Origin of the sequence: Halomonas sp. JB37 (genome assembly GCF_002332255.1) — a bacterium.
Lineage (GTDB): Bacteria > Pseudomonadota > Gammaproteobacteria > Pseudomonadales > Halomonadaceae > Vreelandella > Vreelandella casei.
The window spans coordinates 1,518,900-1,545,716 of sequence record NZ_NRGW01000001.1; the positions used below are offsets into that span (position 1 = coordinate 1,518,900).

A 26,817-nucleotide genomic window follows, 5' to 3' on the forward strand; every position below is an offset into this window, starting at 1 on the left:
TTAAAGCTGTCTACCGGATAGCGAGCTTCATTAGTTTCAAGATTAGAGGTGGTAATTATGGACAAGCAATGTGACCGCGTTAATAACGATCTGGCTATGACCGATAACCAAACCACTTTAGATCAGCAGTCATCCAAGCGACCTCACTGGATGACCCTATGCATGATGGCAACGGCCGCCAGCGTTATCGTATTGGCTGGCTGTGGAGATAGCGGCGACGACGCGGCTGTACCGCCGCCTGCTGAAGAGTCTGCTCCACTTGAGCAAGATACGACGGCTGAGCCCGCCGCTGGAATGAACGAAGAGCCTGCTATGGATATGGAACAGGACCCTGGGTTAAATGACGATCCTGCTGCTCAAGGTTCAATGAATCAGAGTACAGGGGCCGGGGCTGAAGGTTCTATGTCCTCTGAAGATCCTATGTCTACCGACGACACCATGCCCGGAGACACAATGGATGAGCCTGCTGAAGGCACCATGAACCCTGATGAAGATGAGGCGGGGTTCGGTGAAGGCACAGATCCAATGCCTGGTGACAGCAATGCAGACGATGATGAAACATCAAGTAATACGTAAGCTCTGTTTTCAGCTCAGCCTCAAGGATGAGGCCAGCACTTGAACAGAAAGTACCAGTCCCTACGATGATAAGTCGACTCAGCTGTCTGTTCCCTGCGGCTGCTCCACACGATTTATCATCTTTTTCGCCCCCGCGCCCGCGGGGGTTTTTTTTTATGTCTCTTTTGTGGTTTTTAGTTTTGTATAGCGATTAACGTTCTGGCTGGCGCCATGCCTGCTATTCTTCGTTGTCTTCTAAGCGTCGGTACAGCGTTCTGCGAGCAATGCCCAGTACTTCGGCCGTGCGACGTTTATTGCCGCCAGTAGCTTCCAATACTTTGTTTATATAGCGTTTTTCAACTTCTTCTAAGCTGGGCCAGCGGGCGGTTGCGGGTGTTGATACCTGGCTTGCCGCGAGCACTTCGCCGCTAAGTGTTGCCACTAGCGGAGCGCTCGCATCAGAAACGGAGTTGACGCGCAGCCGCTCGGGTAGATCTTTATGGCTGAGTGAGCCGTCTTCACTCAGCGTCACTGCGCGCATAATGGCGTTTTCTAACTCGCGGACGTTGCCTGGATAGGGGTAGTTAAGAAGGCTGTTGAGTGCTTCCGGCTCAAATTTTTCTATATGCTTACCCTGAGCTTCGGCATGCTTATCGATCAGTGTAAAAATGAGATGCTCAATATCAGTGCCGCGTTCGCGCAGCGGCGGGATGCGTAGCGAGAAAGTCTCTAGGCGGTAAAACAAGTCACTGCGGAAGTTTTCTTGCTCTATTTCTTTGCTTAAGTTGCGGTGCGTCGCTGCAATAATGCGAACATCGACCGGCTCTTCTCGCTCACCACCCACCGGGCGTACGGTTTTTTCTTGCAGTGCGCGCAGTAGCTTGGCTTGAAGGTTAATCGGCATTTCACCAATTTCGTCTAGAAATAGGCTACCACCTTGGGCGCTATGAAATAGGCCTTTACGCGCTTCGTTAGCACCGGTAAACGCGCCCTTAACATGCCCAAAAAATTCGCTTTCCATCAAGTCAGCCGGGATGCTTGCGCAGTTGACCGGTACAAACGGTTGGTCCTTGCGAGGGCTTTCCTGGTGAATAGCGCGGGCCAAAAGCTCTTTACCGGTACCGCTTTCGCCTAAAATCAGAATCGGAGCAGCGCTTTTTGCAAGGCGTGATGCATCGTGAAACAGCGCCTGCATCACCGAGCTCTTGCCCACTATGCCGTGGAAATGACTGATGTTGGTATCGGGGGAGACGGCCAAACGCTGCCTTTCCAATACGCGGAATACCGCATCGCGAATGGCATCAAGGTCCAGCGGCTTGGTCAAAAAATCGTCGGCGCCCAGTTTTAGCGCTTCGACGGCTTGGTCAATGGTGCCGAATGCAGTAATGACAATAATACCCAGCTCACTGCCTGCTTGGCGTAGCTGTTGAAGCAGTTGAATGCCGGTCATGCCAGGTAGCCGCACGTCCGTGATGACTAGCGAAACCGTGGTATGGCTCAGTAAGGCAACTGCCTCTTCTGCGCTAGGGACACCCAGCGTTGTGTAGCCGGCATCCTGCAGCTCTTCTTCTAATAACTCACGTATCGCGGTGTCGTCTTCCACCACTAGCAAAGGTAAAAGGTGTTCCTGATGGGTCACAAATGTTGTCCTCACGCGGATGCGGTTTCACCAAGGGGTAGCGTAATTTCAAATCCAGCGCCGCCAAGAGCACTATCAAATACGCCAATCGTACCGCCGTGGTCGTTAATAATGCGATGTACCATGGAAAGCCCCAAACCGCTGCCTTGGCCAACGGGCTTGGTGGTAAAAAATGGATCGAACACTTTAAGATGATGGGGAGTGGGGATGCCTGGGCCATCATCTTCTACCCATATGATTAGCTCGTGATCGTTCTGTTGGGCGTGTAGGCGAATGCAGCTGACGTCGGGTGCTTGTGCCGCATTGCGCAGTAAATTGGTAAGTACCTGAATAATTTGTTGGCCGTCCGCTAATAAGTTGGGTGTCGGCGATGGTAATTCAATGACCAGACGAATATTGCGTGGCTCTAGTTCATCCTCCACCAAGTCGCTGGCGCTCTTAATAAGTTTATCGAGCGCCTGTCTGCCTTTCTCAACATTATGCTGGCGGCCTAGTTCCATTAGCTGGCGCACGATCTCAACAATACGCTCCACCTCACCGCGAATTCGGCCCAGCCGGGCGCGCTCGTCATCGCCAATCACATCGCGTCGAGCAAGGCGCTGTGCCTGGCCATTAATGACCGTCAGCGGGGCGCCTATCTCATGGGCAACGCCCGCGGCCAGTACGCCTAATTCAGCGAGTTTTTTCGATTTTCGTAAGCGTTTCTCAAGCTCAATTTCGCGCCGCTGACGGTCTTCGATATCGTGATCCTTCCCAGCCATCGCATCCAGCATGCCGTTTAACCCCGATGCAAGGCGGCGATATTCGGTGGGGCCATCTTCGACCGCGCGCTGACTACGATCTCCGCCTTCTACCAGTAGCATAACGTGGAGTAATCGATTAAGGGGGCGCTCTATATAGCGGCGGAACCCCCACCAAATACTGAATACGATTCCCCCTGCACCCACCACAAATACCAACACGGCGACGATGCTAATAAAGCCCGTGTAGGTTTCGATGCCAGTATTAAGCCGGTTGACCTGGAGCACGCCGTACACGGTACCATTTTGGGCGCGTAATGGCGTTAAGGCAGAGTAATAGTTCCAGCCATCGTGCTCACGATAATTGCTATAAAGATCGTCGCGTTCAATGACCTGCTGGATTTCTTCACGGCTAAAAATGTCTTTGCCGAGACCCAGTCCATAAATATCGCGTCCATCGGTATCAAACACATAGGCACCGTAAATGCGGTGGAAAGAGAACGCTGACTGTAGGGCTTCTTCAAGTGATGTATCGCTGCCCGGCGTGATGGAATAGCTAAGTGAGGTGCTTAACGCCCGGGTAATAATTTCGACTTCGGTCTGTAGTTTGGAGCGTACGTTGTCTTCAAGCGACTTAATGGCGACTAAGCTAAAGACCACCAGGATCACAAACAGCGGCACAATCACCGTCAGAATAATTAAATTGCGTAGTCGCATGCGATATCCATGGTGGCCTTAATACTGCGTAGTGACGGGCAGCGTTGCTGGTTCGGCCCGCAAGTGAATGGGATGACTATTGATCGGTTGGCCGCAGGCGATATAAGCCACCCTGCGGGTCATCCGTCAGCACATAGATAGCGTCGTCCGGGCCTTGGCGCACATCTCGGATACGCCCTATCTGGCCTTCTAAAATCAGCTCCTCTTCGATGACGCTGCCGTTCTCTAAGCGCAGGCGCAGCAGTTTTTCGCTGCCTAATCCGCCAGCCAGTAAGCTGCCTTCCCAGTCACCAAACGCAGCACTGGTCACTTCAGCAAGCCCCGCGGGTGCAAAACGTCCTTCAAACACGTAGGCAGGGTCGGTCATGCCGGGCAGTGAGGGTTCACCAATAGGCTCATTCGTGGCGTAGTCATTGCCTTGGCTGACGTTGGGCCAGCCGTAGTTAAGGCCTGCTTCGATATGGTTGAGCTCGTCGCCAGTGCTCGGGCCATGCTCTGAGACCCAGGCTTCGCCGTTGCGCATTACCGTCATGCCCTGAATATTACGATTACCCATAGAGTAGATTTCATCTAGGGTTGCATCATCATCAACAAAGGGGTTGTCATCAGGAACGCCGCCTGTGTCGGTAAGGCGCAAGGTAGAGCCCGCATGGTCATCGCTTGTCTGGGCGCGAGAAGGGTCACTGCCGCGATCGCCGATACTCATTAATAGCGTGCCATCAGGCAGCCATGCTAGACGGGAGCCGTAGTGACGCCCAGGCCCTGAGGCACGATCTTGTGCAAACAAATGTTCAACCTCACCCAGTTCATTGCCCTGCCATTTGACACGGGAAAGTGCGGCCCGGCTGTTGCTGCCGTCGGCCTTGCTCCAGGTAAAGTAAATCCAGTCGTGGGTGCCATCGCCACTAGCCTTTCCAAAATCGGGATGCAGCACGATATCCAATAAGCCACCTTGACCTTGGTTATTCACCTCGGGCATGCCTTCCAGCGTGCTGATGTCACCACTTTCAGGGTCGACTAGCTTCAACTGCCCGCTCCGTTCGCTAACCAAGTAACGGCCATCGGGTAAAAATGCCACGGCCCAAGGGTGTTCAAAACCCTCGGCGATAAGCTCAATCGAAATATTGAGAGGATCGGTTTCCGATGAGCCTTGAATAGCTTCTGCATTCGCTGTGCTAATCATGCTCGCCAGCACTAGTCCACTAACGGCAGGGATTCGTAAGCGGGAGGTTAGACTCGTCTGGCTCACATCATGCATAGCGTGTCCTCTGGTGATGGTGTCAACGCAAATCAACATAATCAGTATGTCTAGCAGTGACTCTTCTTCAGTGCGGGGGTTCCGCTAAGCAGGCTTAAATGACCAGCTTACATGAGCAAGGCGAGTAGTACCGGCAGATAAATCAGCGCGAGTAGCGTAGAGCAAAAGACGAGGCTTGCCACATAAGCGGGTTCACGCTGGGCGCGCTGAGCAAATAGATAGTTGAACACCGCCACGGGCATGCACATCTGCACCACTAAAATGCTTTGTGCCAGCGGTGGTAGACCGACCCAGCCGGCGATAAACCAAGCGGCTGCAGCGGCGAGCGGCACGCGCACCAGGCTAAAGCCCAAACCTGAACGTAGGTTTTTAACCTGAATGCTGGCCAGTGACACGCCCAGCGTAATCAGCATAAGCGGTACCGTGAACCCTGACATTAAGTCCACCGTGTTTGCCAGCCATGGCGGCAGTGAGGTGCCGGTCAGTAGCAGCGCCATAGAAATGATAATGGCGTAGACAGTGGGTGTCTTGATAAGGGTTTTGAACGGATTGCCCTGGCTATTAAGCGCAGCGCCTAGGGTAAACTGAAACAGTGACACGGTGACCATGACCGTGATGCCGTAAGCAAACCCTGCACTACCAAAGGCGTAAAGCACCACGGGTAAACCCATATTGCCGGTATTGGGGTACATCATGGGAGAAAGCAATACACGCCAGTTCCGGCGCAATAGTTTTGCTACCAGAAAGGTGGCCGCTCCCATGGTGATGATCACCAGCGCTGAGGCCAGCATTGTTTGGCCAAACGTAGCAGCATCAATGTCAGCACCCGCCAGCGAGGCTAGTACCAGCGATGGTGTGCCGATGTTAAACACTAGCCGGGTGATGAAGTCGACCGGGTAGGGCTGGCCTAAACGTATCCATAGAAAGCCAAGTCCTGCACCGGCTAGTACGGGCGCCATAACGGCAAAAAGTTCGGCAAGCATTTACGGTCCTTGGCAGTCGTCAGCTAGCTATTGTCGTTAATCAATGGACTAGCTGGCAAGGCAAACACGCCAATGACACTAAATCGCGGCGGCGGAGGCTTTCCATTGTAGCGGTATCTGGCTACGCAAAAATGCTAGCAGTGCGTGGGTACGTCGCGTTTGATGACCGTACGCGTAAAGCAACGTAATGGGCAGCGGCACTGGTTCCCAGCCCGGCAGACAGTTAATCAGCTCGCCAGGATGATGCTGTTCACGCTTTTCGGTTAACCAGTGAGATAAAAGACCAATGCCCTGGCTACGCGCGATGGCATCAATGTGAAGACTCGTGAGGTCTACCTTTAGTCGCGAGCGAGGCGGGTGAAATGTATATTCGCCATGTTCAGGGTGAGCAAGCATTAACCCATCTGAGGTCGACCCTAGCAAATCTATCCATGCATGCTGGTTAAGTTCATCGGGACGTTGGGGTATGCCAGCGTTAGCTAAATACTGAGGGCTGGCATAAAGGCCTCGGCTTAAGTGCCCCAAATGCTCCTGATTTAGCCCGCACTCATGGGTTGGCCCGAGCCAGACATGCACGCGATTGCTGTCCATTTTCGTGGGTGGCGTCTCGCGGGTATGCAGCGTCAATTTTACTTTTGGATGACGATTTAAAAAGGTATGCATGGCGCTTGCCAGCCAGCTGCGGGCCAGCGCCCCGTGCACTTCTAGGGTCACTTCGCCGCTAATTTCCTCACGCAGCTCCGCAAGCGCTTCCTGACTGTGGGCAGCCATGGCCAGAAGCTCGGTGCAGTAGGTATGAAACAGCAGCCCGGCCTCTGTTGGAATTAGGCGGTTCGCTTGGCGCCTCAACAGCGGTTGATTGAGCCGCGCTTCTAGCTGGCTAATTCTACGACTTAAGGTCGACTTGGCTAACCCGAGCTTTTGAGCGCTGCGTGTCAAGCTGCCCGTCGTCATCACATCGGCAAAAGCAGACAGTTCGTGGAAGTCATACATTGTCAGGCCCGCAGCGATTAAGGGTTGTCTATTGTGCCATTTAAAAGATTGAATGCAAATAATTAGCATTCATTATTTGATGAAAGTGCTGCTTGTTATCGCTCTTAAATAAATACACAGCCGCTAATAAAAAGCCCCACCATGAGGTGGGGCGAAGGATCAAATCAGGGTAGTTCGTTAAGCAGGCACTAGAAGTTGAACGTTAAGCCCAGATTGTACTGGCGGCCATCTAATACGACGCCATAATCATCATTCGTCACCTCTTTGTTGGCGATATTATAGAGGCCTGCTTTCACCTGTGCGCGGTCAGTTAAATCATAAACGACACCGGCATCGACGAAGCCATACCCTGGCGTGCCATCACCCATGCTCGTCCGAGCTAAATAATCACTTGTGGAGCCACGGTAATTGCCTTGTGTCCACAGGCTTAACTCAGGAGTTGCCTGCCAGTTAACGGCAAGATTGAACATATGCTCAGGAATTTTATTCAGTGGCTCGCCAGCAAATTCGCCGGATTTTTGTTCTGAGTCGGTATAGGTATAGCTAGAGCTTAGGCGCACATCTTGGGTAAAGTCGTAGTCTAGTGTGAGCTCTACGCCCTGCATCTCGGCTTCGTCGATATTCCGATAAGTACTAAGGAAAACATAATCATTGCCGGCGTATGGGCATTCCCATGTGGAAGGATCGTTGCGATCCGCGTTTGGTGTGTTGCAGTAGCGATCCTCTGCAATTTTATCGTCAAACTGCGTATGGAATAGCATCATGCTGGAGCTAAGGCGTCGGTCTGGGCTATTAAAGATAAAGCCGGCTTCATAGTTTGTGCTGGTTTCAGGCTTCAGCTCTTCGTTCCCAATAATGAGTGCGCGTGAATGGGGAGCGGGAGAGCCACCGCCGCCGGTGCCGCGGCCGAAGCCTTCTGAGGCGGCGGCAAGCCCAGGCTGGGAATAGCCGGTAGATACGCCGCCCTTCAACGTCCATTCAGGCGTTAGGTGATAATTGGCATAAACGCGCGGCGAAAGGTGGCCACCGAATAGTTCGTCGTCGTCGTAACGCATACCTGTGGTAACGCTAAAGGCATCCGTAAGGCTCCATTCCATTTCGATGAACAACGCGGCAATCCAACGTTCTACGTTACGCATAGCATTGGGGCTATTGCCAATAAGCCCATTGGTATCATCAACAAGCTCTTCCTCTCGGTACTGACCACCAAAGGTCAGCATATGATCGCCCCAGAAGTAAGTTGATTGGTTATTAAGGGTTGTGACTTCTTCACGCTTTTCATCAGGTGATGGGCTGACGCGCTCCGAAATATCGTGTTGCAGGTAGGTGTCCGTCATAAAGGCACCATAAGTGCCTTTATGACCAAGGGTGAATACATCCTTATCGTAGCGATAAGTACTCGAAGTTGCGGGGTTGCCACGGCTATCTATCGTGGCAATGCTTCGGCCAGGGTTGTGTGTGAATTCTTTAACCGATGATGTGTAGCCGAAACTGTACTCGTTCAGCTCGTCTGGTGTGAGTATTAACTCAGCACCGATCTGGCGTGTATCGCTGTCAGGGGTGCTTTCGGCGTTATCGCTACCGCCTAAGTAATCACTCTCTTCTGTTCCTTGCCAGCTACCATGAACGCGTAAACCCAGCAGTCCTTCTATTAGCGGGCCGCCTGTATAGAAGCTAACTTGCTGCGAGTCGTTGTTGATATCGTTGAGAGAGTGGGTGTACTCGGTGACAACTTGGCCTGACCATTCTTCTGGCACGCTTTTGGTAATAATGTTGATAACGCCGCCCATTGCTTGAGAGCCATATAGCGAGGACATAGGGCCGCGGATGACTTCAACACGCTCAATCATTGCAATGGGGGGAAGGCCGATTTGTTTGCCGCTATCCTGGCCGTTCGTATTGACAGACCGACCGGCGGAAATGGGGCGGCCATCAATCAAATACAAGGTATAGCTATCATCCATACCTCTGATGCTGATGTCTTGAGCTCCACCTCCACCAGTAACATAAACGCCTGGGATGTTTCTGACCGCATCCGTAATATCACTATAGGATTGGCGATTCAGCTCCTCCCCGCTAATCACCGAGATGCTGGCGGGAGCATCGGCAACGGACTGCTCGTACCCAGAGGCGGTAACAACCATCGGGTCGAGAGTGGCGTTTTCTTGTGCGACAGCAGCAGCTATGGCCATAGAAGACAGGCCGATGGCATTTGCTAATGCACGACGAGAGAAGTGAGGCATTTGAGTTCCTTGGTATGATATTGCTTACAGATGCTCATGGTTTTTTTTATCATATGAGATGTATTGTCATATGAGATATTTATTCTATTGCCAGTAGTTCCACTTTTCGAGGCAAAAAAAATGAACATCCTGTTCTGCTTTGGGCAACTGAGCGCAGCGATAGAGTTTTGATGCTGCGCTGTCTCCTGGCGATGGGTTTATAGGCATAAAAAAGCCCCGGCGAAGGCCGGGGCATCAATTCAGCATTGAAACAGGAGCGAGTAGGAACGGGTTAGAACTCGTAGGTAGCCGAGACCCAGAAGCTGCGGCCATCTAGGGCAACGCCATCGGTAGAGCGGCCCGTTTGGGTGAAGTTGTAGGCCCGCAACGTTTCACCGTTATGCTCGAAGGTGTCGGAGCTGGTGAAATCTTTATCAAACAGATTATAAATAGTGCCGGTTAACCGCACGCTGTCAGACACACGATAAGAGCTACGTAGGTTGAATAGCTCATAGCCATTCAGTTTATTGCCTAGCTGCTCGTAGAGTGACAGCGTCTCGCCGGAGGTCGGAAGGCCTGCAGAGAAACGCTCACGGGAGGAGTAATACTCTCCTTCTAAGGTGGTGCTCCAGCGGTCATTAATGGCCCAAGTTAGGTCTGCGGTGAGTTTGTGGTCAGGCGTATTAGTGAGCACCATTCCTTCGTTGTCGCCGGAGATGATTTCAGAATCTGTAAAGGTATAGCCACCGCTAACACGCCAAGCCGGCGCAATTTGGTAGCTTGCGGTAAGCTCTACGCCACGCGTTTCAGCTTCGTCAATATTGGTTAATTGGCCAAAGCTTTCTTGCTGCGTAAAGTTACCCACGCTTAAGCAATTAGCAAGCCCTGCATTTGGGGTCTCGCCGTTACTCACGAACTGACAGTTGGGCAGGTCTGCCGCGCTGGCGATCCGGTCGGTAAAGCGGTTATAGAAAACGGTAGCACTGGTGGCAAAACCGCTTTGGTTATCGTAAATAGCACCGATTTCGTAATTGGTGCTTTTTTCCGGCTCTAGGTCAGGGGAGCCGAGGTTGACCGTGGTGCCTTGGCCGCCAAAGCCATTGATACCATCGTGAAGGTCGTTGAGTGATGGCGTCTTATAGCCGCGGCTCACACCGCCTTTCAGCGTCCAGTTGGGCGTTGTGCTCCATACAAGATAGCCGCGCGGGCTAAAGTGGCCGCCAAAGGCGTCGTGATGTTCATAGCGCCCGCCGACTGTCAGGGCAAGATCATCTCGCAGCAGCCACTCGTCTTCGGCAAACAGTGCCCAGCTGGTTTGTTCGAAGGTGATATCGCCTGCTGTTCCATCCTCTAGTTCGGCGTCAATATACTGCCCGCCAATGGTGGCCATATGATCGCCGATGGGGGCAACAAACTTGGTATCGACAATAATGTCGCGGTTTTCAAGGATGCGATCTTCGCCGCCTTGGGCCTCGTAACCAAAGTCTGGGGCGCTACCGGCGGGTAGGGTACGACCAAAGGTTTCGGTAGTGCTATGGGTAATGCTGCTTTCCCAAGTGCCCGGCGCATAGCGCCCCGTGTGGCCAATAGCAATCTGGTCACGGTTAAAACGCAGCTCATCCTTATAGCCATTAAAGGTGCCTGGAGAAGGGTTGCCTCTGCGGTCGGTGCCGTCCTGAGTGCCTAAGCGATTATCGTCGTTTGAATAGGTTTGGCGAGCGCGCTCGGCATCGACCCATAATTCGTTGTTTTCATCTGGCGTTAAGTTTAAGCGGCCGCCAATGGAGTAAATACGTGCTTCAGACGGGCGTGGGTCACGCCCGGCGCTGTTTTCAATCATGCGTTCTGAACGGTCGCGGTCAAACAAACGGCCGCGCAGTTGCAATCCAAGCGTGTCCTTAACCAATGGGCCTGACGTATAGAGATTGATCGCGGAGCTATTGCCGGCATCGCGGTCTTCTTGAAAGGTATTTTCGACCGTCACCGAGCCAGCCCAGTCCTCGCCTATGCGGCGAGTAATAATGTTGACTACCCCGCCCATGGCGTCGGAGCCGTAGAGTGTCGACATCGGCCCGCGAATTACCTCAATGCGCTCAATAGCCGAGAGCGGGGGCATAAAGCCGGTCGAGGTTTCACCGAACCCGTTTGGCGTGACGCTGCCCGATGTGTTCTGGCGGCGTCCATCAATCAAAATCAGCGTGTATTCGCTGGGCATGCCGCGAATGGAAATATTTAACCCGCCGGTTTTACCTGTTCCCGAGCGCACATCAACACCAGGAACATCAGCAATCGCTTCGGCAATGTTGGAAAACTGCTTAAGCTCCAGCTCTTCACGAGATATAACCGAAATACTGGCTGGCGCACTATCTACCGATTGCTCATAGCCAGCAGCCGTTACCACCATATTATTGAGCTGAGCGGTTTCTTGGCCATAAGCGGCTGAGGAGATAGCGGCAAGTGCGATGGCACTGGTTAATGTAAGGCGAGTAAATTGTTGCATGACGAACCCCGTGATAATACGATTTGCTTGCTAATGATATTTATTATCAAATAGGGTTTGGATTCTAAGAAGAAAGGTTCCCATTTGCGACGCAAAAGTATGGAACGATGCGTTGCGTAAATTGCAACTTTGGCGCGACTAACGCTGTTGCCAAATATGGAACATGGCATTCAGGGAGATAGTAGTGCAAGTGATTTTGAGAATCGTTACTATTCGCTATCTGGATTGTTATTTGCCAATCAATTTATAGCGATATTTAAAAGTAGGGGACCTCAATGCTGCGTTCGGTACTACGTCATGGTTTAACAGGTGTGCTATTCACGAGCCTTATCGCCAATGCCCAAGCGCGTGAGCTGGATACCGCCTTTGGTAAAGTGGAGGTGCCTGATTCACCGGCGCGCGTGGTGACACTTTACGAAGGTGCCTTGGACGCCTCGGTCGCGGTTGGAGTGACGCCGATTGGTGCGATCGCCACGCGGGGCGGCAATGAGGTGGCGACCTATATGAGTGAACATATTGATACTCGCCAGTTGGAAATGGTGGGCGTTGCGCGCGAAACCAATATTGAAGCGGTGCTTCGCTTACAGCCGGATCTCATTCTGGCTACCCCACAGCTTCCCGAAGAGCAGTATCGATTGCTTTCGCGCATTGCGCCCACCGTTGTGCCTGAATCAAACGGCCTGTCGCGTGAAAACTGGAAGGCCGAGTCACGCCTTTATGGGCAGGCCCTGGGTAAAGAGGCCGAGGTAGATGAAGCGCTTGAAAGCGTTGAGCAGCGCGCGGCTTCGCTTAACCAGCGCCTAAGCGAAGCCCAGGTGAGCGGTACTGCCTACTTGGCTCGCTGGATGCCCGCAGGGCCCATGGTGATGTCGTCTGAACTGTTTGCAACCGGTGTGCTTGCTTCGACCGGTATCAGCGTGGAAGGCGAAGGGCTAGTTAAAGAAGGCAGTGCGCATAGCGATATTCTGAGCCTTGAAAACCTGTCTATGATCGACGGCGACTGGCTTTTTCTCGCCACGCTTAACGACGAAGGCCAGCAGGCACTTGATGCCGCTGAGCAAAGCAGCGCCTTTACGCGTCTCAACGTTGTCCAGCAAGGTCACGTGGTGCCTGTTAATGGCCAGGTTTGGAGCAGCGCCTCTGGCCCGTTAGCCGCCCAAGCCATTTTGGACGATATCGAAGAGGCGTTGTTGCCTTAGGTCCTCTTGCTACCAGCGCTCTTGCTATTGAAGCGCTGGGTAACAATATGCGTGGCACAACAGTTTTCGGTGCAAAGATTCTTGTTATAAACGTCTTTGGTATACAGATACGCTCGTGAAGGAATGGCCATGAAAGTCTTCGCGCGTGCGAAACGCCTTAATCAGCGCACGCTATTGTTATGCCTACTCACCGCCCTTGTGGCGGTGAGTCTCGTTAGTTTACTGGTAGGGGCGGGCAACGTTTCGCCGTCTCAAGCACTCTCGATGCTGCTGGGCGGCGAGGACAGCGAGGCGTATTTCGTGGTCTGGGAGCTGCGTGCGCCGCGTACATTAATCGGTATTGCGGTGGGCATGGCGCTGGGCGTTTCGGGGGCACTTTTACAAGCGGTGGCCCGCAATCCCCTTGCCGAACCTGGCTTGCTGGGTGTCAGCGCTGGCGCCGCTTTTGCCGTGGCGCTAGCGTTGGTGCTGGGAGCCAGTGCGGCAACGCTGCGCATTTCAGTGGCGCAGCTGGGGGCGCTGATCGGTTGCATGTGCGTATTAGGCGTTGCTCGCTGGCGCGGGGTCGGCAATGATCCCATTCGCCTGGTACTTGCAGGGGCTGCTTTTTCAGCATTGCTCGGGGCCATGACCTCGTTAATGCTGCTATTTGATCAGCGCTCGGCCGATGAGGTGCGCTTTTGGGTGATTGGCAGCTTGGCAGGACGCCGTTTGGAAGACCTGTTGGCCGTGTTGCCATCGGCGGTGGTGTGTAGCGTATTGATAGCCCTCATTGCGCGTCCGCTTTCGGCGCTGGCGCTTGGTGAGCGTATGGCGTCGGGGCTTGGACATCATCCTCAGCTCATCCGCGCTTTGGTGGTACTTTGCGTGGCGCTGCTGGTGGGGGCGGCAACGGCGATTGCCGGACCCATTATCTTCGTTGGATTGGTGGTACCTTTTATCGCCCGTGCTTTTGCCGGGCCTGATATTCGCCGCACGCTGTGGTTTTGCTTGCCGATTGGCCCTTTGATTATTCTAGCGGCTGATATTATTTCGCGTGTGGTCGTAGCGCCTTCTGAGCTTCCGCTGGGGGTTCTTACGGCACTCTGCGGCGCGCCGGTGCTGATCGCCGCCGTGCGTGCCCGCCGCCTGCCTACGTTATGAGCTTTTTTATGAGTTTTTTTATGAGGTCACGCTGGTTGAAATCTGATCTCAGAAAACTCAGGAAAAATAGCGCCGCTGCGCTGGTGTCTATCGCGCCCACGATGAAAATAGCATCGAATGACGATGAATCCGTTAAGCCGCCAACCGGCTACTGGCGGTGGGGCGAGCGCCGAGCTAATGGTGCCAGTGTTCTGATTGAACGCCGCGCCGTTTGGGTCAACAGTGCACTGATGGTCGCGTTAGTATTCGCCGCTATTGCCTACCTGTCCCTTGGCAGCCTGACGCTTATGCCTCGTGAGGTGATCATGGCGCTGGCGGGGCAGGGCGACATGATGACTGGATTTATGGTTCAGGAGTTGCGCCTGCCGCGCTTGGTCGCGGCTTGCCTGACCGGCGGGGCATTCGCCCTGGCCGGTATTCTTATGCAGACACTGGCCCGTAATCGCCTGGCGACGCCGGGCATTATTGGCATTGATAACGGTGCCACGGCGTTTGCGGTTGCCTCGGTTGTGGGTATGAGTGTCTCTATAGCACCTTCGACCATGGCCTTGACCGGTGCGGTGACCGCCGCGGTGCTGACATTTGGACTCGCGGCGGGGAGCGGTACTCAGGGTTATCGCTTTATCGTCGCCGGTATCGGTGTTGGCGCTGTTTTCGGGGCGATCACGCAGCTGCTGCTGGCGCGGGTCGCGATTGATACCGCCAATGCCGCTTACCCGTGGACGGTCGGGTCACTGAATGCGCGTTCAGGTGGTTCCGTTCACCTATTGGGCGTCGGCCTAGCGGTGGGTTTTGTGACGGCACTGGCGTTAGCCCGCTCGCTGACGATCCTACGTTTTTCCGAAGCGACGGCTAACGGGCTTGGGGTGAACGCCAAAGTAAGACGTATCCAAATACTGCTGTTATCGGTGGTATTAACGGCGCTTGCCGTTGCCGTTGCCGGGCCAGTAGGCATGGTGGGGTTGATCGGGCCTGAAATTGCGCGCGCGCTTTCTACCCCACGCCATGTGCCGGTGGTCGCGGCAACGCTTGCCGGTGCCCTGGTGATGGTGCTGGCCGATTTAATGGGGCGCACCCTGCTGGCGCCGATTGAGCTTCCGGTGGGTATTGTCACCGCTATTATTGGCGGCCCCTGGCTTTTATGGATTTTGATGCGGCCGCAACGGAGTCACGCATGAACGATTTTGAAGCTCCGCCGACGCTGGCTACCGATGCGCTGAGCATGGGCTACGGCGCGCGGCGGGTCATTGATGGTCTGGATATACACTTGCCTAGTGCAAAGGTAACGGCCATTGTCGGGCCGAACGGCTGTGGTAAATCAACATTGCTGGCGGGACTGGCTCGCCTGCATAAGCCCGATGGCGGTTGCGTATTGTTGAACGGTGAGGATATTCAGCGATTGCCTTCTCGCCAGCTGGCCACTCAGCTGGCGCTGCTGCCTCAGGAAGCCGTCGCGCCGGAAGGCTTAACCGTGACCGAGCTAATACGCTTTGGCCGCCAGCCGCATCAAGGCTGGCTGCGCCAGTGGTCGGCAGAAGACCAGCGTGTTGTTCAGCATGCGCTTGAAGCGGCAGGGCTAGAAGATCTGGCTGATCGGCCCATTGAAGCGCTTTCCGGTGGCCAGCGTCAGCGTGCCTGGATCGCCATGACCATCGCTCAGCAAACGCCGCTATTGCTGTTAGATGAGCCCACGTCTGCATTGGATCTTGGTCATCAAATCGAAGTCTTCGAACTGGTAAAAGAGCTCGCCCATCACGGCCGCACCGTCGTGATGGTGCTGCATGATCTTGCCAGCGCGTGCCGCTATGCTGATCATCTAGTGGCCATGCGGGAAGGGCAGATAATCGCGCAAGGGCCGCCCGCTTCAGTGGTGACACCAGAGCTGGTTCGCACGCTTTATCAAGTAGAATGCACGCTAATAACCGACCCCGCGACCGGAAGCCCCCTGTTGGCCAATGTGCGGCGCTCGCCTGCGACAGCTTAATCGGCTGTCAGTTAAGTGGTTGTCTCGTCGCTTTAGCCGCACGCTAACAATCTCAAATAAGGAACACTTGTGTCCTCTCCTGCACACAGTTTTCAAGCTTTAGTTCGGCTGCTGCGCTACGCCAAAGGCTATCGGCGACGCATTATTGCCGCGACCACCTGTTCAGTTATCAACAAGCTGTTTGATATTGCGCCAGAGATTTTGATTGGTGTCGCCATTGATGTGGTAGTGAACCAAGAGCAAAGCTTTGTGGCGAGCCTGGGCTTTGAGACGCCTCACCAGCAGATCACCATGCTGGCGATACTTACTTTTGTTATTTGGGCAGGGGAGTCGCTGTTTGAGTATTTGTTTCAAATCCTCTGGCGCAACTTAGCCCAGCGCCTGCAGGCGGATATGCGCCAAGACACCTACGAGCATGCCCAGCGGCTCGATATGGCGTTCTTCGAATCGAAAAACTCAGGCCAGCTTGTGGCCACCATGAACGACGACGTTAACCAGCTTGAGCGTTTTCTAGATGGCGGTGCCAATGCGCTTATTCAGGTGGTCGTCACCGTGGTGGCGGTGGGCGCGGTGTTCTTTGTGCTTTCGCCGCTGATCGCGCTGTTAGCCTTTACGCCTATTCCGCTAATTATCTGGGGCGCGTTCTTCTTCCAGCGTAAAGCCGGGCCGCTTTATAGCGATGTGCGTGAGAAGGTGGGCGACCTAGCCAGCCGGCTGTCTAACAACCTTAGCGGCATTGCGACGATCAAAAGCTTTACCAGCGAAGACCGCGAAGCGGAACGTCTGCGCCAAGCCAGCGAAGCGTATGTCGAGGCTAACCGCCGGGCGATTAAGGTCAGCTCAGCGTTTATTCCGGTGATTCGTATGGCGATTCTAGCGGGCTTTCTGGCCACCTTTACCGTGGGTGGCATGATGGCGCTCAACGGCTCTCTGAATGTCGGTGCGTATGGCGTGCTGGTATTTCTGACCCAGCGGCTGCTTTGGCCGCTAACCGGCCTGGCCCAGGTGATCGACCTGTTTGAGCGCGCCATGGCCAGCACGCGCCGGATTCTTGACCTGCTCGAAGTCCCAATCACGGTTAAAGATGCCAGCACCACTCCGCTCACCCAGCCGGTGCGTGGCGACGTCACGATTGAAAATGTGAGCTTTCATTACGCGACCAGCCGCGTGGGCGTTGATGGAATTGATCTGCATGTGCCCGCCGGCAATACCCTGGCGCTGGTGGGGGCCACTGGGCCGGGTAAATCGACGCTGATCAAGCTGCTGCTACGTTTTTACGACCCAGAAGCCGGGCGCGTACTGATCGACGGCCAACCTATTATTGACGTGAGTATGAAGTCACTGCGCCAGTCCATTGGCTTAGTCAGCCAGGACGTGTATCTCTTTGAAGGCAGTATTCGAGACAATATCACCTATGGAAAGCCGCAGGCCGATGAAGCCGAGATTATCGACGCTGCCAAAACCGCTGAGGCTTGGAGTTTTATTGAAACATTGCCTCTGGGGCTAGATACACCCGTTGGGGAGCGCGGAGTGCTGCTTTCTGGCGGCCAGCGCCAACGGCTTTCACTCGCGCGAGCACTGCTTAAAGACCCGCCGATCTTGGTGTTGGATGAAGCCACTAGTGCAGTGGACAACGAAACCGAAGCGGCCATCCAGCGTTCCCTAAAGCGCATTGCTCATGGGCGTACGGTGATTATGATTGCCCACCGGCTTTCTACCATCGTTCACGCTGATGAAATCGTGGTAATCGAGAAAGGCCGTGTCGCTGAGCGGGGCAGCCACGCCAGTTTGCTTGCCACCAACGGGCACTATGCCGTCCAGTGGCGCGTACAAACCGGCGAGGCTCTAGCAGGAGATATAGAAGTGCTAAGGTCTTAAACGCTTTGTGTCATCGTTATCGATTCACTAACAGCGCGTTAAGCGTCACCGGCACGTTCTCATCAATTTCTTGATAACCCAGCATCGACAGCACGGTACGCACCGTGCTGTTTTCCATTAGAACCTTACCATCTATGGCCATCGGTTCAGCGTGAGTAACGCGTATTTCATTCAGGCCTTCGCGGGTAAAGCGCAGCGGCACCGACTCCTGCTGATTAACCATATCGGATTCAACCCTAAACTCCAGGGTCTCGACCAGGGATTCGCCAATGTCCAAATTGTCTAGCTGCTCAGGGGGCATTTGCGCCACTAGCGTGACCAACGTGGTGTTTGCCAGCAAGCCAATCCAAGGCGGCAGTTCGCTAAAGCGCTCAAGTACATCCGTTTGGCTGAGCTTTAATGGCAGCCGCAGCGTACCGTCGCTGGATACAGTGCCCTGTAGGTCGCGTATTTGGTGGTGATGCGTTTGCGGTGCTGCGCCGTTTAGCTGGGTAATCGACGCCTGTACCTGAGACTGAGCAGGATCAAGCTGCCAATCAGCGTGTACCGGCAGGGCTAACAATAAAGGAAATAGAGCAATCAATGCTTTCACAGCGCGCCTCCGCATAAAAACTGTCCACAATACGATGAGCTACTCACAAAACTAAGAGCCGCTCAAATGATTAAACACTACCCACAAGACCCCCCAAACCGTATAAAGTGCCACAGCAGCATGAAGATAGCGCAATGGGGCTAGCCTCAACCCGTCACATTCGCTATGATATGCACGCTTTTCGGGCCTATAGCTCAGTTGGTTAGAGCAGGGGACTCATAATCCCTTGGTCGTCCGTTCAAGTCGGACTGGGCCCACCAATTTTCAATGACTTATCCTCGCGTTATTCCTTCCTAGCTGTACTTTTCCTCAAAGTGTCAACCAAGTGTCAACCGAATATCCTCGGGCCGTAAGTGATCGCTTCTTTTAAATGATCCGGCGCTAGGTGTGCATAACGCATGGTCATTTGTATGCTTTGATGCCCCATTATTTTTTGCAGTGTTAGTAAGTTACCGCCGTTTATCACAAAGTGGCTAGCGAACGTGTGTCGTAAAACGTGTGTGCGTTGCCCTCTAGGCAGTTCGATATCTCGGTGATTTTCAACCCAGTTGTCCAAATGGCTGCACTTAAGCAGCCTTTTTATTACGCTCGATTTCCTGCACTTTCCCTGGGTTAAGCGACACTGAACCAGTGACCTCCCAGTTTCGGGTGCTGCCCGACCAGCGTTTCGGATAGCGACGCTTAGCGCTTTCATAAACCGCTTTACGACGTTCAAGGCGTTTTCGATCAACGCCACGATGCCGGTCAGCTGGCGTGACATATTGGATGCCACTGTGAAGGTGCTGTTCGTTGTAAGCCCGCTCGAACACCAACATCCATTCTCGTACCGCGCTCAGCGATGTAAAGCCCTTGGTGGGCCATGCTGGGCAGTATTTGACGGTACGGAACAGCGATTCCGAGTAAGGGTTGTCGTTGCTTACTCTCGGGCGACTGTAAGACATCAACATCCCCAGTTCGGTTAACCTCGCTTTGAGCGTATAGGACGTCATCGGCGCCCCGTTATCTGAGTGCAGTACCGGTGGTTGATGCCAGCAACCTTCTCGCAGCAAAGCGCGTTCCAGTAATTGTTTAGCCAGCTCGCCCGATTCGGTGTCGTGAACTTCCCAGGCGATGATTTTGCGGCTGTAGATATCCATGATCAGGTAGAGATACCAGTGCTGGCCTCGCACAACGGAGGCGCAGAAGCTAATGTCCCAACTCCAGACCTGGTTTGGCCCTGTTGCCGTAAAACTGGTCGGCGCGGGCACTGGACGGCGTGGTTTCATACGGCCACGAGGGTGCTGCTGGTGATGCTTTTTCAAAACCCGGTAAAACGACGATTCGGAGGCCAGATAGACGCCGTTGTCTGCCAGCAAAGGCACGATTTGAGACGGCGGCAAGCTCTGATACTCGGGACGATGACACGTGTTCAAAATGGCTTGCTCTTCCTCATGCGTTAGCTGATGCGGCTGCCTGCCTTGCACCACGTGATGACGCTGATCCTCAACAACAGCGCCACACTCAGATCGCCAACGTTTCAGTGTGCGTTCATTCACGTTGATAATCTCAGCGGCTTTATAACGAGACGCGCCATCCACAACCGCTTCGTCAAATAGCGCGATGAGCCTTGCACGTTCGTCGAGCGGCGTTAGTCGTCCTCGCCGCTGTCGGGATCTTCGCTGTACAAGGCTTCGAGCTTTTTTGAGAGCACCAGTAACGACGTCGTCTCAGCCACTACCTTGTCTTTGCGCCGCACTTCCGCTTTGAGTTGCTTGATGGTCTTACGGTCTTCTTTACGCTGCTTTTGCGCCGCTTTTTCCTGGTCTTCTTGCCGACCAGCGCCTTCGAGGCAAGCCGCTTTCCACTGCTGAATTTGCTCGGGATAAAGGCCTTTTTCGCGACAGTAAGCGCCAAGCTCTGCCTCTGACAGGGTGGCGGTTTCGATGACCACGGCTAGCTTGGCGTCGGGCGACCATTCACTGTCGCCTGGGGTGTAACCCGGCACAGGCACTCCTTTTACTCGACACTGTTTTAACCAACTATACAGCGTCGCGTCAGAGATGCCTTCCTCTGTCGCTACCGATGCCACACTGTGATTATGGGGTGGTAACAACTTCTTCAGGACGGCTGATTTACGCTCTGCGGAATAACGTGGCACAAGGACTCCATGCCGCTCCCTCTGGATTAGATTTAGGCGATATCGCCAACCGGACAACTAGGCTGACAGAGGGGGATCTGAGGCTTTTAGCGCGTTAGTGAAGGCTTGGTAAGCATCCTGGGGGAAGAGTCGACCCATGGGTGCACCATGGGCCTTTAACTGCTGATAAAGCATGTCGGGAATGGGCAAGGAGCGGGCTCGGCCATTTTTAGTGTCCACGTAGGTGACTTGGCCATTTCTGACCAGCTCAGCTCGTAAGTATTGGGCTTCGCCCCAGCGGGCACCCGTGGCGAGGCACAAGGTGGCCATCATTTTAACGTGATGGTTGCGGGACTGGTCGAGGTGGTGGAAAAGGGTGTTGATCTGTTCAATGGTGAGATAAGACAGCTCCCGTTCAGGCAGGCGAATGAACTGGATCGACGCAAATGGGTTTTCGCCGTGCCACTCTTCCATTCTGATCAAGAGGTTAAATACAGCGCGAAAATAACCGATGTCATGATTAACCGTGTTTGCTGTTAAACCTTCGGCAAGACGTTTTTGACGATATTCAGCAACGTGAATAGGGCGTATCAATGAAGCACGCGGATTTCCCATATAGTCGGCTATAAAGCGTAATTTATTGAGCCGAGATTTACCGTCTTTCAGTGTGGCGCCGTGTAAGTTGTGCCACGTTTGGGCGAGATCCATTAGGCTACGACTATCTCTACGCTTAGGCGCGTAATCTTCGCCGCTAGCAGCCTGTGAACGTATTTTCGCTTCAAAGCGTTTCGCCTCTGCCTGGGTGCGAAAGGTTTTCCGGACACGCTTACCCATGCGACCCTCAGGCTTAACGTCAACCTGCCAGCCGGTTTTGACTCTATTAATGGCCATGGCTATGCGGCTTTCCCTACCAATCGTCGTTCTATTAATTTCTGTTCTACGATCTGTCTAAATTGGCCGGAGTCGACCCCTCGACGGCGGTAGTATTCGGCTAGGTCTTCCCACATGCCGGAGCGTTGGAGAAAGCGAACGGCTTCATGGGTGCGGAAGCCTTGACGGGCGTAAATGCTGATGAGGTTGCCAAACGCTAGGGTGACGTTCTTTTCATTGCCTAAACCAGGTGCTTTGCGGGCGCGTTTGTAGAGAAAGCCAGGTTCATGGCAGTAGAAACGGGCGTCTTCCTGCATGACTTGCCACGCGGGATCAATCAGGTTGCGGCGGGTATCCAGCCGGTAAGACTGCATCGCGGTACGCCAGAGGCCGGAGAGATGCGGTACTACGTCAGTGAAGCGATTGAAGCCGTGGGAGGCGTCCAGTACCTCGCCGGTATCGACGTTGCAGGGGATGCCCTGAGCGTACTCACGCAGCACCGATTGATGAAAGCGCAGTTCGATACGCCACACCGTTTCCTCAGGGTTATAGGCGGGGCTGAGATCGTCTTTTACGGCGTGCTGCCAGATGTTTTCCCAAAAGTGCATTTTGTCGCGGTGCTTGGCTTCGAGCGTCTTGTTATATATTGAGCATTGGAGCGCCCCAGCGGTACCAAACATATAGGTTTCACCACGGCCATAGGTGGTGGCAATGGTGCTGTGAGCAAACTCCAACTCTTCAATGCCATCAATGCGCATAATCTTCTTTGAGCGGGTCACGAAGCGCGGCATGAAGTCTTTCGGAGGCTCCCAGCCCTGTACATCTAATGCTAGGTGAATGGCACAGCCGACAGGCTCCACATAGGCGAGCATGTGCGCTGCGATGTTGTACATGAAGTCTTGGCACTGCTGAGGGCTTCGCGCTTGAATGAAGTGTGGGGAGAGCTCGATTTTTAGATGGGTACCGATGTTCTCCACCTTGGTATGCCGTGCCTGAAAGAACACGATAACGCCCAGCTCATTGTTTTGGAGACGGTAGCGGAAGCCTGAACCGGCTGCGCCGGCACCGACTGACCATGTGACGTCGAATAGCGTCATCGTGGCACCATGGCCTTCGTTATAGACCCTGATGATCTCATCAAACTGGTACAGGCAGGGCTTGCCCTGGTAAAGCTGCCGTACCGTGTCCACGCCTGCGTTCAGTATGCGGATATCGTCAAGCTCACGCTGACCAGCCGAGCTGATCAAGAGCTTTCCAAACGGGTCTTGCTCGCCTTTCTCCAATGAGGCAATCGAATAACGGTTCCAACGCTCCATGACCTGTTCCCTTAAATTTTTAAAATGTTGGTACGTGCTGCAATGAGCTGCTTTAACGGGTTTCGTTGTTACTCTGCGAGACGTGTTACAGGGATGGTCTCGACCGCTTGCCGCCAGTTCATGGCCACGTAATCCGCTGTGATTGAGCCGGTTTGATCGTGGGTGTTGGCGAGTTGGGTAGCGTCGTAACGGGGCAGAACGGTGGCCTGGAGCAGGACGTTAAGGCTAGTGCGCTGGGTGGAGGTGGATTCGTTTTGAAATAAGCGACCGGCAACGGGGATGCTGGCGAGACCTGGAACGCCGGAGACCTGTGAGCGGTCATCCTGGGACGATAGGCCGCCTAAGAGCAGCGTTTGGCCGGAGCGGATTTGTACGGTGGTGTTTATTTGGCGCTGGTTGGTAATGATATCGGAGGCCAAGAGAGAGTCCGTGAGCGAGTCGGCGGACGTGGTGATATCCATGATGACTAAGCCGGACGCCGTGACCACCGGTAGCACGTTTAGACGAATGCCTACATCACGGCGCTCAATGGTCTGAAAGGGGCTGTTAACGTCCGCTGATTCGCCAGTGACGCGACCCGTGACGAACGGGACATTCTGGCCGATGGAGATAATGCCGCGCTTGCCGGAGAGGGTAAGAATTTGCGGTGTGGATAACACGTTGGAGCTTGAGTCGCGCTGTAACGCGTTGATGGCAAACGCGAGTACATCGCCGTCGAAGATCCCGAAGGTGCCGCCGGACGAGGCTAGCGAGGTGCCTAGATTCGCGGTATTAAAGCCACCGGCCACACGGCTACCGGTAGCGCGACCGAGCGACACACCAAGATCAAAGGTATCGCCGTCCGTGGTTTCAAAGATAACGGCCTGAATGAGCAACTGAGGGTGAGCAACGTCCACTTGAGGGATGAAGCCTTGGAGCTGCTCAAGCTGCTTTTCTGGGCCTTTGGCTAAGATGGCATTAGAGGCATGGAGTATCTGCACACGCGGCAAGGTGGTGCCGTCTTGGGCGTTCTGGGTTAGAAAGCTTGTCACCAGCGGGGCAATGTCGTCAGCGCGCACGTTGTCGAACGAAAACAGGTGCGTGGCCTGGGGGACGGGCGGTGGCGTGAGTGTGGGCGCATTGGCGATAGCGGCGCGGGGATCGTGGCTTGGCGTCGGTGATAAAACGCCTGGTGTTTTGTGGCTGGCCGGGGCAACGGTCGGCGGATTGCCGGGCAAAATGGTGTAGCCGTGTGAACTCAATACGCCTTGAAAGAATTCATCCAGCTGATGATCAGGCACATCGGGGGCGTACACCGTGAGCGTGCCGGTCGCGGTGGGATGAATCGCCAGCGGGGTATCGGTTTGCTCGACGTACCAGCGCACAAAGTCGCGTATGTCGGTGTCTTGCATTTGGATCGGGGTAGCATGGGCGCTGGTGGCGATGAAGGTGGCCAGGGCGAACGAAGCGGCGGTTTTAGCAGCGAATTTCAGCATGGGTAACTCCATTTTCTATGCGGACAAGACAGGCGCTCACAGGGACGATGCCAAAGCCTTGGCGGGCGAGATCGTCGGTGGTGAGGGACTGGCGGCCGCTATCAATGAGGCGGTAAGTGGTGTGTTCGCCAAACTGGCTAAAGCTGGCGATACGGGTAGTGCTGAGGTCGGGCAGTTCAAGCGGTGCAGCGGGGGGCATGTCATCTGGCGATCGAGCGTTAACACGGTCGGCCACCAGGACGGAAAGGGTGATAAAGCAGCCGAGCGCAAACGCGGCCAGAGAAAGAAACGGACGGTTAAAGCGTTTCCAGTAGATACGGGTCATCTTCATATAAAAGCTCGCGTCATGAGGCACCCGGAGCCTGCCGTGGGTGAGCCAAGGCGGCAGCACGGAATACGTCCCGTGGGCGTAGTGGTCAGAGAAGGCTTGCTTGGTGTCGTAAGCGGGGTAGAGCGCGCGACCGGTGTAGGTCCAGCGTTCAACGGTGAGGCTTTGCGGAGAGTCGCCGTATTTGACGATGCCTAGATGGACTTTTGGCATGGGCATCTTGGCACCCATGAACATCGAATAAAGCGCACCCACGAAGGGCACGGAAACGCGATCCAGGCGACGGCAATACACCACATGCTCAGCGAGAGCGACGCGGGCCTGCTTATCCATGATCGATAAGTCTTGAATCAGAAAAATGATATCCCAGCCCAATTTACGGGCATGGAGAAACCAGTTGATCACGTCTTGGCGGCTCTTATCATTCCAGGAGCGGGCGTTAAACCAGGTGCCGCATTCGTCCAGCACCAGTAAGCCGTTTTTGTTTTCGTCGTAATCGTCGGTACCGGTGCCGATAGATTCCAGGTCTTCAAGGACGGGTTTATCAGGAATGCGGTAGCAGCGGGTCAGCTTGGCTTTTTCGCCAATTAACTGATCCAGATTTAAATCCAGATTGGTGGCGACGCTGCAGCCCTGAATCAGCTTATCCTTGATCTTGCCCACGGCAACCAAGGTTTTACCGGCGCCCAATTTGCCGGTGACGACGTAAACGGCCATTAGAGAACGGGCCTCCCTTGCTCCCAATCGATCAACTGCTTTTTCTGCTGGAAGACCCACATGGCGACTTTGCTGCTATAGATGGCAGCAACACAGGCTTCCAGGTTATCCGGCTTCACAGCGCCCATGCCGTTAGCCAGTTCAGACGGGAGCGAGGCGTTAATGCCGTTGATGATCAACGCAAAGGTCGAGGCTAGAGCTACAAGCAAAGTGATATAGAGCGTTGTCCATACCAGCATGCCCGCTAAGCGGTTGGTAAAGCGCGAGGCAATACGGGTAACGAACCATTCAGCAATGCGTGTAAAAAAGCCGATAATCGCGCCCATGCCGAGCAGTGCAGGCAGTGCCATCTATGCCGTCCTCTGTTCAGAGCGAAAAAAGGTGTCGACGATGCTGACGACCGTCCAGAAGTAGATGATCCAGGTCAGCCACAGCTTGATGGTGTTAAACGCCTGGCAGGAGATTTCCATGGGGCCGAACGAGAGTGGAATGCAGCCACCGGACGGCAATGAAGGCAGGCGGGAAGTGATTTGATCGGTAATGCCGGAGGTAGCCCCGTCGCCAATCTCATCCATGAGGCTGTTTACATCGTCGGCGTGCTGTTGCTCTTGGACGGCAATCCCGTCAAGCGTGTCGTCCATGCCGGAGGAGTCAAATAGGTCGTCACCCTCACCGAGGTCTTCGGTAAAGGTGGAAACCAGGTTGTCGACCATGCCATTAAGTAAGTCAGAGATACCGCCTAACAGGCCATCGCCTTCACCGTCTCCACCTTCACCTTCGCTATCACCACCAGCACCTAAGCCAAAACCGTTAATCGCCTCGACAATCGACGTGCCGAGGGTGTCGAGAGAGCCGGTTAGAGTGGAGGTCTGGTCGTTAATAGTGCTGGTGAGATTGTCGGTTTGATCGTCGAGAGAGTTGGAAAGGCTGTCAGTTTGGCTGTTTAAGGTGCTGTTTAGATCGTTGGTTTGGTCGTTAATAGTGCCGCTAACATCATTAGAGAGCGCATTGATCGCGTTACGATTGGAGCGGCCAGCGGAGCCGATAGCCTCAATGATGCCAGATTCATCAAACTCAAAATCCGGTACGGTAGAACCGCCACCAGAGCTACCACCGCCTGAATTGCCGCCGCTGTCGTCATCAGAATCACTGCCCCCGGTATCGCCATCATCTGGGGCAGTAGGATTATCGCCAGTATCACCACCATCATTGGGGTCAGTGGGATCTATATCTTCTTCATCTTCGCAGAAACCTAGAAGGAGATCAGGGCGAGTAGCGCATGAAACAGGATCAGAACCAGAAGTATTAGAGGGTCCCAAAGCTTGCCACATTGAACTGACTGTAAGGATCCCAGTGTCAGGATTAACAAGCTCGACTGCTACACCACCACGTGAGGTTGTCCAAGCACAATCATCATAATTGGCTTCCCACTCTTGGCGTGCGTCAATAAAGTAAACAGGAGAAAGTGTTAATTCCAGCTCGGAGCGTTCAGAGCACTCAAGAACGGGCTCATTAGGCTCTTCGGGCTCAAGACAAAGTGCTGGATCATCCGCATTAACTATAGGGTAAAAGGCAGAGCGCCCGTTATAAGC

General features: G+C 54.1%; 20 protein-coding genes, 1 tRNA gene and 2 pseudogenes. 7 read left to right on the forward strand and 16 right to left on the reverse strand.

Features of this window, described 5'->3' with window-relative positions:
• The first annotated feature begins 57 nt into the window (after positions 1–57).
• On the forward strand, positions 58–576 hold the full coding sequence (locus CIK78_RS07070; protein WP_226938605.1) for a hypothetical protein: 519 nt from the start codon (positions 58–60) through the stop codon (positions 574–576).
• A 217-nt stretch (positions 577–793) separates the two neighbouring features.
• On the opposite strand, the gene CIK78_RS07075 is transcribed toward CIK78_RS07070, so the two are convergent.
• The 7 genes from CIK78_RS07075 to CIK78_RS07105 form a co-directional block, all read right to left on the reverse strand.
• On the reverse strand, positions 794–2,194 hold the full coding sequence (locus tag CIK78_RS07075; RefSeq protein WP_096278560.1) for a sigma-54 dependent transcriptional regulator: 1,401 nt from the start codon (positions 2,192–2,194) through the stop codon (positions 794–796).
• Between the two features lie 11 nt (positions 2,195–2,205).
• Entirely contained in the window at positions 2,206–3,651 is a 1,446-nt protein-coding gene (locus CIK78_RS07080) for a HAMP domain-containing sensor histidine kinase (RefSeq protein ID WP_096278563.1), read from the reverse strand.
• A 76-nt stretch (positions 3,652–3,727) separates the two neighbouring features.
• A complete protein-coding gene (locus CIK78_RS07085) occupies positions 3,728–4,909 on the reverse strand; it encodes a PQQ-dependent sugar dehydrogenase (protein ID WP_096278565.1) in 1,182 nt (393 codons plus the stop codon).
• Between the two features lie 107 nt (positions 4,910–5,016).
• The gene (locus tag CIK78_RS07090; protein ID WP_096278567.1) at positions 5,017–5,892 is read right to left on the reverse strand and encodes an AEC family transporter; all 876 of its coding nucleotides are present in this window, start codon (positions 5,890–5,892) and stop codon (positions 5,017–5,019) included.
• 78 nt (positions 5,893–5,970) lie between these two features.
• Complete coding sequence (locus CIK78_RS07095; protein WP_096282304.1) at positions 5,971–6,885, reverse strand: LysR family transcriptional regulator; 915 nt, start codon at positions 6,883–6,885, stop codon at positions 5,971–5,973.
• A 188-nt stretch (positions 6,886–7,073) separates the two neighbouring features.
• Entirely contained in the window at positions 7,074–9,128 is a 2,055-nt protein-coding gene (locus CIK78_RS07100; RefSeq protein WP_096278569.1) for a TonB-dependent receptor, read from the reverse strand.
• A gap of 271 nt (positions 9,129–9,399) precedes the next feature.
• The gene (locus CIK78_RS07105) at positions 9,400–11,607 is read right to left on the reverse strand and encodes a TonB-dependent receptor (RefSeq protein ID WP_096278571.1); all 2,208 of its coding nucleotides are present in this window, start codon (positions 11,605–11,607) and stop codon (positions 9,400–9,402) included.
• A gap of 275 nt (positions 11,608–11,882) precedes the next feature.
• On the opposite strand from CIK78_RS07105, the gene CIK78_RS07110 reads away from it, so the two are divergent.
• From CIK78_RS07110 to CIK78_RS07130, 5 genes are all read left to right on the forward strand, one after another.
• Positions 11,883–12,806 carry an iron-siderophore ABC transporter substrate-binding protein gene (locus CIK78_RS07110; RefSeq protein WP_096278573.1) on the forward strand — a complete coding sequence of 308 codons (924 nt, stop codon included), beginning with the start codon at positions 11,883–11,885 and terminating at the stop codon, positions 12,804–12,806.
• Positions 12,807–12,935: 129 nt separating this feature from the next.
• Positions 12,936–13,949, forward strand: coding sequence for an iron ABC transporter permease (locus tag CIK78_RS07115; RefSeq protein ID WP_096278575.1), 1,014 nt, complete (start codon positions 12,936–12,938; stop codon positions 13,947–13,949).
• 101 nt (positions 13,950–14,050) lie between these two features.
• On the forward strand, positions 14,051–15,127 hold the full coding sequence (locus CIK78_RS07120; RefSeq protein WP_096282305.1) for an iron ABC transporter permease: 1,077 nt from the start codon (positions 14,051–14,053) through the stop codon (positions 15,125–15,127).
• Complete coding sequence (locus CIK78_RS07125; RefSeq protein ID WP_096278577.1) at positions 15,124–15,933, forward strand: ABC transporter ATP-binding protein; 810 nt, start codon at positions 15,124–15,126, stop codon at positions 15,931–15,933. Before CIK78_RS07120 ends, CIK78_RS07125 begins: the two co-directional genes overlap by 4 nt.
• Positions 15,934–16,002: 69 nt before the next feature.
• On the forward strand, positions 16,003–17,811 hold the full coding sequence (locus CIK78_RS07130; protein WP_096278580.1) for an ABC transporter ATP-binding protein: 1,809 nt from the start codon (positions 16,003–16,005) through the stop codon (positions 17,809–17,811).
• Between the two features lie 16 nt (positions 17,812–17,827).
• On the opposite strand, the gene CIK78_RS07135 is transcribed toward CIK78_RS07130, so the two are convergent.
• Positions 17,828–18,403 carry a hypothetical protein gene (locus CIK78_RS07135; RefSeq protein WP_255249092.1) on the reverse strand — a complete coding sequence of 192 codons (576 nt, stop codon included), beginning with the start codon at positions 18,401–18,403 and terminating at the stop codon, positions 17,828–17,830.
• Between the two features lie 183 nt (positions 18,404–18,586).
• Here CIK78_RS07135 and CIK78_RS07140 point away from each other — a divergent pair.
• Positions 18,587–18,663 (forward strand) — tRNA-Ile (locus CIK78_RS07140).
• 68 nt (positions 18,664–18,731) lie between these two features.
• Here CIK78_RS07140 and CIK78_RS18155 read toward each other — a convergent pair.
• The 8 genes and pseudogenes from CIK78_RS18155 to CIK78_RS07180 form a co-directional block, all read right to left on the reverse strand.
• Positions 18,732–18,932, reverse strand: a pseudogene (locus CIK78_RS18155) (tyrosine-type recombinase/integrase); the annotation flags it as partial.
• Positions 18,933–18,969: 37 nt separating this feature from the next.
• Positions 18,970–20,540 (reverse strand): annotated as a pseudogene (locus CIK78_RS07150) (IS3 family transposase).
• A gap of 57 nt (positions 20,541–20,597) precedes the next feature.
• Entirely contained in the window at positions 20,598–21,410 is an 813-nt protein-coding gene (locus CIK78_RS07155; RefSeq protein ID WP_096278584.1) for a tyrosine-type recombinase/integrase, read from the reverse strand.
• A 2-nt stretch (positions 21,411–21,412) separates the two neighbouring features.
• Positions 21,413–22,705: a hypothetical protein gene (locus CIK78_RS07160; RefSeq protein WP_096278586.1), complete on the reverse strand. Its 1,293-nt coding sequence runs from the start codon at positions 22,703–22,705 to the stop codon at positions 21,413–21,415.
• A gap of 68 nt (positions 22,706–22,773) precedes the next feature.
• Positions 22,774–24,180, reverse strand: coding sequence for a secretin N-terminal domain-containing protein (locus CIK78_RS07165; protein ID WP_096278589.1), 1,407 nt, complete (start codon positions 24,178–24,180; stop codon positions 22,774–22,776).
• The gene (locus tag CIK78_RS07170) at positions 24,161–25,225 is read right to left on the reverse strand and encodes a zonular occludens toxin domain-containing protein (protein ID WP_096278591.1); all 1,065 of its coding nucleotides are present in this window, start codon (positions 25,223–25,225) and stop codon (positions 24,161–24,163) included. The genes CIK78_RS07165 and CIK78_RS07170 overlap by 20 nt, the downstream gene beginning before the upstream one ends.
• Complete coding sequence (locus tag CIK78_RS07175) at positions 25,225–25,575, reverse strand: DUF5455 family protein (RefSeq protein ID WP_096278593.1); 351 nt, start codon at positions 25,573–25,575, stop codon at positions 25,225–25,227. Before CIK78_RS07175 ends, CIK78_RS07170 begins: the two co-directional genes overlap by 1 nt.
• A complete protein-coding gene (locus CIK78_RS07180) occupies positions 25,576–26,544 on the reverse strand; it encodes a hypothetical protein (protein WP_141393028.1) in 969 nt (322 codons plus the stop codon).
• Between the last annotated feature and the right edge of the window lie 273 nt (positions 26,545–26,817).